At 59.7% G+C, this 6,329-nt stretch carries 7 protein-coding genes and 3 pseudogenes; 1 reads left to right on the plus strand and 9 read right to left on the minus strand.

Annotated elements, in window-relative coordinates; genetic code table 11:
* Positions 1-115: 115 nt before the first annotated feature.
* The 9 genes and pseudogenes from NKH16_RS34395 to NKH16_RS34435 form a co-directional block, all read right to left on the minus strand.
* Positions 116-877 (minus strand): SDR family NAD(P)-dependent oxidoreductase, encoded by a 762-nt coding sequence (locus NKH16_RS34395; RefSeq protein WP_352741912.1) that lies wholly within the window; start codon positions 875-877, stop codon positions 116-118.
* A gap of 36 nt (positions 878-913) precedes the next feature.
* The gene (locus tag NKH16_RS34400; RefSeq protein WP_352589348.1) at positions 914-1,672 is read right to left on the minus strand and encodes an amino acid ABC transporter ATP-binding protein; all 759 of its coding nucleotides are present in this window, start codon (positions 1,670-1,672) and stop codon (positions 914-916) included.
* A 103-nt stretch (positions 1,673-1,775) separates the two neighbouring features.
* Positions 1,776-2,324, minus strand: a pseudogene (locus tag NKH16_RS34405) (ABC transporter permease subunit); the annotation flags it as partial.
* A gap of 2 nt (positions 2,325-2,326) precedes the next feature.
* Positions 2,327-2,989 carry an amino acid ABC transporter permease gene (locus tag NKH16_RS34410; RefSeq protein ID WP_352494528.1) on the minus strand — a complete coding sequence of 221 codons (663 nt, stop codon included), beginning with the start codon at positions 2,987-2,989 and terminating at the stop codon, positions 2,327-2,329.
* A 56-nt stretch (positions 2,990-3,045) separates the two neighbouring features.
* The gene (locus NKH16_RS34415; RefSeq protein WP_352903875.1) at positions 3,046-3,234 is read right to left on the minus strand and encodes a hypothetical protein; all 189 of its coding nucleotides are present in this window, start codon (positions 3,232-3,234) and stop codon (positions 3,046-3,048) included.
* Positions 3,234-3,932: a transporter substrate-binding domain-containing protein gene (locus NKH16_RS34420; protein ID WP_352903876.1), complete on the minus strand. Its 699-nt coding sequence runs from the start codon at positions 3,930-3,932 to the stop codon at positions 3,234-3,236. Before NKH16_RS34420 ends, NKH16_RS34415 begins: the two co-directional genes overlap by 1 nt.
* The gene (locus tag NKH16_RS34425; protein ID WP_352741916.1) at positions 3,929-5,020 is read right to left on the minus strand and encodes an LLM class flavin-dependent oxidoreductase; all 1,092 of its coding nucleotides are present in this window, start codon (positions 5,018-5,020) and stop codon (positions 3,929-3,931) included. The genes NKH16_RS34420 and NKH16_RS34425 overlap by 4 nt, the downstream gene beginning before the upstream one ends.
* Positions 5,021-5,072: 52 nt before the next feature.
* Positions 5,073-5,582 carry a flavin reductase family protein gene (locus NKH16_RS34430; RefSeq protein ID WP_352741918.1) on the minus strand — a complete coding sequence of 170 codons (510 nt, stop codon included), beginning with the start codon at positions 5,580-5,582 and terminating at the stop codon, positions 5,073-5,075.
* A gap of 110 nt (positions 5,583-5,692) precedes the next feature.
* Positions 5,693-5,986 (minus strand): annotated as a pseudogene (locus NKH16_RS34435) (class II aldolase/adducin family protein); the annotation flags it as partial.
* On the opposite strand from NKH16_RS34435, the pseudogene NKH16_RS34440 reads away from it, so the two are divergent.
* Positions 5,982-6,329, plus strand: a pseudogene (locus NKH16_RS34440) (IS110 family transposase); the annotation flags it as partial. The pseudogenes NKH16_RS34435 and NKH16_RS34440 overlap by 5 nt on opposite strands.

Genomic DNA, 6,329 nt, shown 5'->3' on the forward strand with positions numbered 1-6,329 from the left:
AATCACCTCCTACAGGAAGTGAATCATGAACCACGCTTCACTGGAATCCCTCGCGATTCAAACTGAACGTCCGACGCTCTAGCTTCACGAGTTCCATGCCGTTCTCCAGTGCTGATCAGATCGAGATGCCGCCATCGATCGCCACCGTCTGACCAGTGATCAGCGCGCCGGCGAAACCGAGGAAGACGATAAGCTCCGCGACATCCGCCGTGGTGCAGACTTTCTTCAGAGGTGTGCTGGCGAGGGTGCTCTGGCGACGCTCCTCCGACCATTCAATCGCCCACGAACTTTCGACGACGCCGGGCGCCACCGCGTTGACCCGCACATCGGGCGCGAGCGCACGCGCCAGGTTCTTCGTCAGGTTGATGACCGCGGCCTTGGAGCCGCTATAGGCGATGGTGCTGGCCACGGCGCCGAAGCCGGCGATGGAAGCGGTGTTCACGATCGAACCTTTGGCCACCTTGAGAGCAGGCGCCGCGGCCTTCGAGCACCTGAAAACGCTCATCAGGTTGACGTTCAGCAGATTTGCCCAAAGCTCCTCCGTTATGCTGTCCAGGTCGTTGATCGGCACCGGGACCTTCACGCCCGGTATTCCCGCGTTGTTGACAAGCAGATCGAGACGGCCGAGCTTCGCCACCGCCTCGAGCACCATTGCCTTGGCCTGCCCGGCGTCGCCGACATCGCCTGGAGCACCGATGACGTCGAGCCCCTCTCTTTGGAGCCCAGCGAGAGCAGCCTCGCCCCTCTGGTCGGCCGGTAGATAGTTGATTGCGACCTTGGCGCCTGCCTTGGCCATCATGCGCGCGGTTTCGAGGCCGATGCCCGACGCGCCCCCGGTGACAAGCGCCGCCTTTCCCGTGAGATTGAACGAGATCATGAGTTACCCTTCGATGCTGCGTTTGGATGGAATTCGCTAGGCGACTGAGCTTCTGACGATTTCAATAGGCTTACGATTCTCGCGCCGCAGGAACTTCTGTGTCTGTTCTTTGCGGGGATTGTCGATCACCTCTTCGGCCGTGCCGATTTCGCAGACTTCGCCCTGGCAGAGAAAGGCCACGCGGTCCGCCGATTCCCGAGCGAAATTGATGTCGTGCGTGACAACCACCATCGTCATGCCTTCGCTCTTCAGGAGGCGCATGGTCTCAAGCACTTCGCCGACAAGTTCGGGATCCAGGGCGGAGGTGACCTCGTCGAAGAGCATGTAGCTCGGCTCCATTGCAAGCGCTCGGGCGATGGCGAGACGCTGCTGCTGGCCGCCTGAGAGCTGAGACGGCAAGCTGTCGCCCTTGTCGCCCAGCCCCACATGCTCGAGGTGCTTCTGCGCAAGTGCGCGCGCCACAGCGCGGCTTCGCTTTGAGACCACCCGGGGTGCCAGCGCGACATTTTCCAGCGCCGTGAGGTGCGGGAAGGCGTTGTACTGCTGGAAGACGATGCCCAGCTTGCTGCGCAGCTTGTTGATATCCGTCTTCGGATCGTGGACGCTGATGCCGTCTACGAGGATCTCGCCACCCTGGATCGGTTCGAGCCCGTTGATGCATTGCAGGAGCGTAGATTTTCCCGACCCGCTTGCGCCAATGAGGCAGACGAGTTCGCCCTTTTCGACCGTGAGATCGATGCCCTTGAGCACGATCACCGATCCGAAGGCCTTCTGGACGTTGCTGATGCGGATCATACGCGGACCTTTCTTTCGAGGTGCCGGCTGTACCGGGAAACAGGATAGCAGATAAGGAAATAGAAAGCCCCGCACCCATCAGCAGCAGCCAGGTCTCATGTGTCCTGGTGATGAGTATCTGGGTGGAACGCATATATTCGATGTAGCCGACCACGCCTGCGAGAGCGCTGTCCTTGATCAGGCTGAGGACGAGCCCGATCCACGGAGCCAGACCCGTCCTGAATGCCAGGGGCATGGATATGTACAAGAGCTCCTGGTAGCCGTTCATGCCGAGCGAGCGAGCGCTCTTGCGGTATTGAACCGGGACTGAGAGCAGGCTCGCCCGGACCACCTCGGCAGTTACTGCCGACATCCAGGCACCAAGTGCGACGGTACCGAACCAAAAGGGTGAAGTGCCGAAGCCCAGGATCGATAGAAGGCTGTTGGCGAGTATCAGCTGGATGATCATCGGCACGCTGCGCAGGATGTCGATGAAGGGGGCCGTGGCGATCCTCACGGTCATTGACACGGTGCGCAACCAGCCAAGGACGATCCCGGCAAGGGTGCCGACAAGGGTTGCTGCGGCGGCCAGCCTGACGGTGTTGAGCAGCCCCTGAGCCAGGAAATAAGCATCCGACCAGGCGAGGCCTTGGTTTGCGAACTGAAACTGCACGCCTAGCTCCTGTATATGAGGCGGAAGGCCAGGTGGGACGAGAACTGCAGCCCTTTGGCGATGAGGTAATAGATCAGCGCCGTGACCAGAAAGAACTCGAATGTCCGGAAGGATGCGGACTGCGCGTACTGCGTGGCGCCCGAGAGCTCCTGCAGTCCGACCAGCATGCCAAGCGAGGTGTTCAGCATTCCCCAGATGCCTTGAGTGACATAGGCGAGGAAGATCACCTTGAACATCTGTGGAAAGATCACATGGATGAAGCTCTGCGGGCTGGTCATGCCGAGTGAGCGCGAAGCCGACAGCTGCTGTCGCGGGATGGCGTTGAGGCCACCCCTGAAGATTTCAGTCATGTATCCGGCGTTGTTGAAGGAAACGGAGATGAGGACGGCTGCGTAGCTCGGGATGTTGATGTGGAAGGCGCCCAGCCCGAAATAAAACAGATAGAGCTGAAAGACAGCAGGCGTGTTGCGCGACAGCTCCACCCACCAGGTCGAAAACCGGTAGGCCCATCCCTCGCCCTGCTGGCGCGCGACAGCCATGGGCATCGCAATGAGCGTGCCGATAATGAAGGCGAGAATGGTGATCTGGATCGTCACCCAAGCTCCGGCCAGCAGCAGGGGCAGTGAATCCCAGACTATGGACCAGTAGAACTGATAGCCGTTCATGCCAATCATCCCATGTTCATGCCGGCAGGGTTTTCCTGCCGGCATGAGCTCAATGGTTAGAAGTTTATGCCTTCAGCTGTCAGCGGCGGCAGCGGACCGTTCCCGTAGTACTTGTGATAGACCTCGGCCCAACGCCCATTCGAAACCTGAGTGAACACGAAAACGCGCGCCCAGTTGAGGAATTGCTGGTCGTCACGTTTGACCGCAATCGATCCGAAGTCGGCGAGGGGGGCAAGTCCGGCCATCACGAACTCCGGGAACTGACCACTTGCGATAGCGAGTTGAAGACGGCGACATTGATCACGATGGCGTCGATCTTGCCCTGCTGCAGAGCCAGGAAGGTTTCCGCATCGCTCGCAAAGCCGGTGTAGGTCGCACCCGTGCCCTGCCAGCCCTTGCCCAGCTCATCCTTGAAGAGTTGCTCAGGCGTGGTGCCAACGACACCGCCAAGCTTCTTGGATGCCAGGTCGGAGTATTTGGCGATGCCGGTGTCCTTGCGGGTCACGACTGCCATGACGTTGTTGGTGTATGGCTGGGTGAACGCCACGGTCAAGGCACGTGCCGGGGTCGGCGTAGTCGAGGCGATAAGGACGTCGATGCGGTTCGAAACCAGCGCCGGGATACGATCCGGCGAAGGCGTCTCGATGATTTCCGGCTCTGCGCCAAGCGCCTTTGCCATGTCCTTGCAGTACGTCACGTCATAGCCGTCGGGCTCGTTGTTCGAGTCGCGGAAGCCGGCAGGCGGACTGTCCAGCATGATGCCACAACGCAGCTTTTTGTTCTTGATGATCGTGTCGAGCGCGGAGTCGGCATGCGCCTGACCAGCCAGCGTGAATGTGGCGACCGCCGTAGCCAGCAGAGCCCTTATAACCATTTTCATTTCATTCCCCTTTTCTTGATGCAGACCAAGTAGTTTGTTGGCTGAGCAATTGAGGCCGCTCAACTCGCCTTTCTCGCCAGTCCGGGCGTCACGCCGAGAGCTTCGATAGGTCCCACTTCCTTCTCGATCAGCGGCACGACTTCGTTCTTGAATCGAACGATCGAGCGATGCGCCAACTCGATTGGCATGCAGCCGAAGGAGAAGTTGCAGGTGTAGTTGCTTGGATTGAGACGTTTGATGTCCGCGACCATCTTCTCGGCAACGGCGTGCGGATCGCCTACCACCATGTTGTCCGCATATTGGTCGAGCGTGTACTCGCCTTCGAACGCCCGGTTGCTGATAAAGCTGTTGTCGTCCAGCGGCGGTGAGGCCTGGCGAAGATAATGCGCCATACGCCCCACGTACCTGGCCCGCTCCGCCACTTCCAAGGCTTCGCGGCGGCTGTCGGTTATGGCCAGGTATTGCATGATCGCCAACGGCTTGGTCGAAAGCTGCTCGCCGATCGTCTTCCAGGCGTCGTTGAGCCCATCGACCATCTTGTAGAGCACCGGCGATCCGAGCGTGCTGGCTGCAAGGAACGGAACCGCCTTCCACTCCTTGAAGCGCTCGAGGAGCTTGGGGTGGGAGGAGGTCACAAAGATCGGCGGAAGGGGCTTCTGCTGGGTGCTGATCGCGAAATGGGTCTTGGGGAGGGAAATGTACTTTCCCTTGTACTCTACCTCGCCATCGACAAGCGCCTTTTCGATGACGTCCCAATACTCGAGGAAGACGCCGACCCGATCGTCCAGCACGACGTTGTAGCGGTCGAACTCATAGCGCTGATAGCCCGTACCCAGCCCGATGATCAGACGACCCTCGGTCTGCGTGTCGGCGACCGCGATCTCTTGGGCGAGACGAAGCGGATTGTAGAGCGGCAGCACGATAACGCCCGGGCCAAGCTTGATCTTTTTGGTCCACCCCGCCGCGTAGGAGCACATCATCAGCGGCGACGGCGAACTCGAATAGTTGGCGAAATGGTGTTCGGCGAACCACGCGACATCGAAACCGAGCTCATCGGCAGTCTCCACCATCTTGCGCGTATCGCGCATGACGCCCTGGGCACCGTCGGGATGATCGCGAAGCGTCATCAGGTTAAAAAGACCAAGCTGCATTCATTTGCTCCTAAGATCCCTCGGCGACGGCTGTCGACGTTGGCTAACAATCCTATCCAGCCTTCTGCAGGACCATGGGTGAAGTCAGCGCGTAGGCGCCGTTCTGATAGATCAGCGGGTCGACATCGGAGGCGAATGCCACCCCTTCGACCCGCCCGATGATGATGTCGTGCGTAGCATAGGAGATCGCCCGATCCATCTCGCAGAACAGGTTCGCCTGCGCGCTTGGCAGGTAGGGGACGCCTTCCTTTTCGGTCCACTCGCCGATGTCGAATCGCGTCTCGGCTGGCCGTCCGCCACTGAAAGAGTTGGAGATGTCGGCCTGTGAGGCTCGAAGCACGTTGATGCAGTAATGCCCCTCTTCCTTGAGAGGCATGTTGATCGACGAGTTGCGGTTGACGCAGGCAAGGATTGAAATGGGAGCGAAGCTGAGCGGCGTGACCGACGTGACGGTAATGCCATATCGGCGCCCGTCGTGCCTGCACGAGATCACGCAGACCGTCGACGCCACGCGCCGCATCGATTGCCGGAAATGCTCGGTACTCAGGTCCTGCGAGAGCATTATTTGTTTCCTTGTTCCATCTTCAAAATTGCAGATTGTCTACAATCTGTCAATGTGTTTTGGACCACCCCGCTCCAGACGAAACTGCCTTGTTTAATGGTGGTCGTGCGCTCAGGGCCCGGGAGCGGGAATTGCCTGGCCAGATCCTCGACTTGCTCCGCAGATAGATATCGCGGGTTGAGACCGCGCAGCAGAAGGTACAGCTTTGCTGTTTCCTCGAGTTCCTCGATCGCAAAGACGGCGCCCTCAAGGTCCTTGCCGGTCACGACCGGCCCATGGTTGGCCAGCAGGACCGACGTATATTTGCCGGCCAATCCCTTGATGGCCCCGGCGACCGCCGGATCGCCCGGCCTGAAATATGGCACCAGCGCCGTTCGGCCAGCGCGCATGAGATAGTAAGCACTGGTTCGAGCGTTGTTGGCCTACAACCGCGGCGAGCCTCGGGTTTGCGCGATGTTGCGAGTGCCAACGCCGGAGGAGGAAGACCGTCGCCGGTTGGTGCGGGAGCGGAAGGCGCTGACGAACGAGCGGATCAGGCACGTCAACAGGATAAAGGGCCTTTTGTTCAGCCAAGGTGTGTCCGGATACGAACCGTTGAAAGGTGATCGACGCAGATGCCTCGACGCGCTCATTACCGGAGATGGGCGTCCACTGCCGCCAGCGCTCATGGCGCAGATCAGCCGCGAGCTTGATCGCATCGAGTTGCTGATCCAGCAGATCAAGGATGTTGAAGAGGCACGCGACGCC

It is taken from the genome of Mesorhizobium sp. M1307 (genome assembly GCF_040318155.1).
Taxonomy (GTDB): Bacteria; Pseudomonadota; Alphaproteobacteria; order Rhizobiales; family Rhizobiaceae; genus Mesorhizobium.

Excerpts from the sequence above, each read along its gene's own strand:
- NKH16_RS34400 (WP_352589348.1), bottom strand. The coding sequence starts at position 1,672 with ATGATCCGCATCAGCAACGTCCAGAAGGCCTTCGGATCGGTGATCGTG.
- NKH16_RS34415 (WP_352903875.1), bottom strand. The coding sequence starts at position 3,234 with ATGGCCGGACTTGCCCCCCTCGCCGACTTCGGATCGATTGCGGTCAAA.
- NKH16_RS34410 (WP_352494528.1), bottom strand. The coding sequence starts at position 2,989 with ATGAACGGCTATCAGTTCTACTGGTCCATAGTCTGGGATTCACTGCCC.
- NKH16_RS34425 (WP_352741916.1), bottom strand. The coding sequence starts at position 5,020 with ATGCAGCTTGGTCTTTTTAACCTGATGACGCTTCGCGATCATCCCGAC.
- NKH16_RS34430 (WP_352741918.1), bottom strand. The coding sequence starts at position 5,582 with ATGCTCTCGCAGGACCTGAGTACCGAGCATTTCCGGCAATCGATGCGG.
- NKH16_RS34395 (WP_352741912.1), bottom strand. The coding sequence starts at position 877 with ATGATCTCGTTCAATCTCACGGGAAAGGCGGCGCTTGTCACCGGGGGC.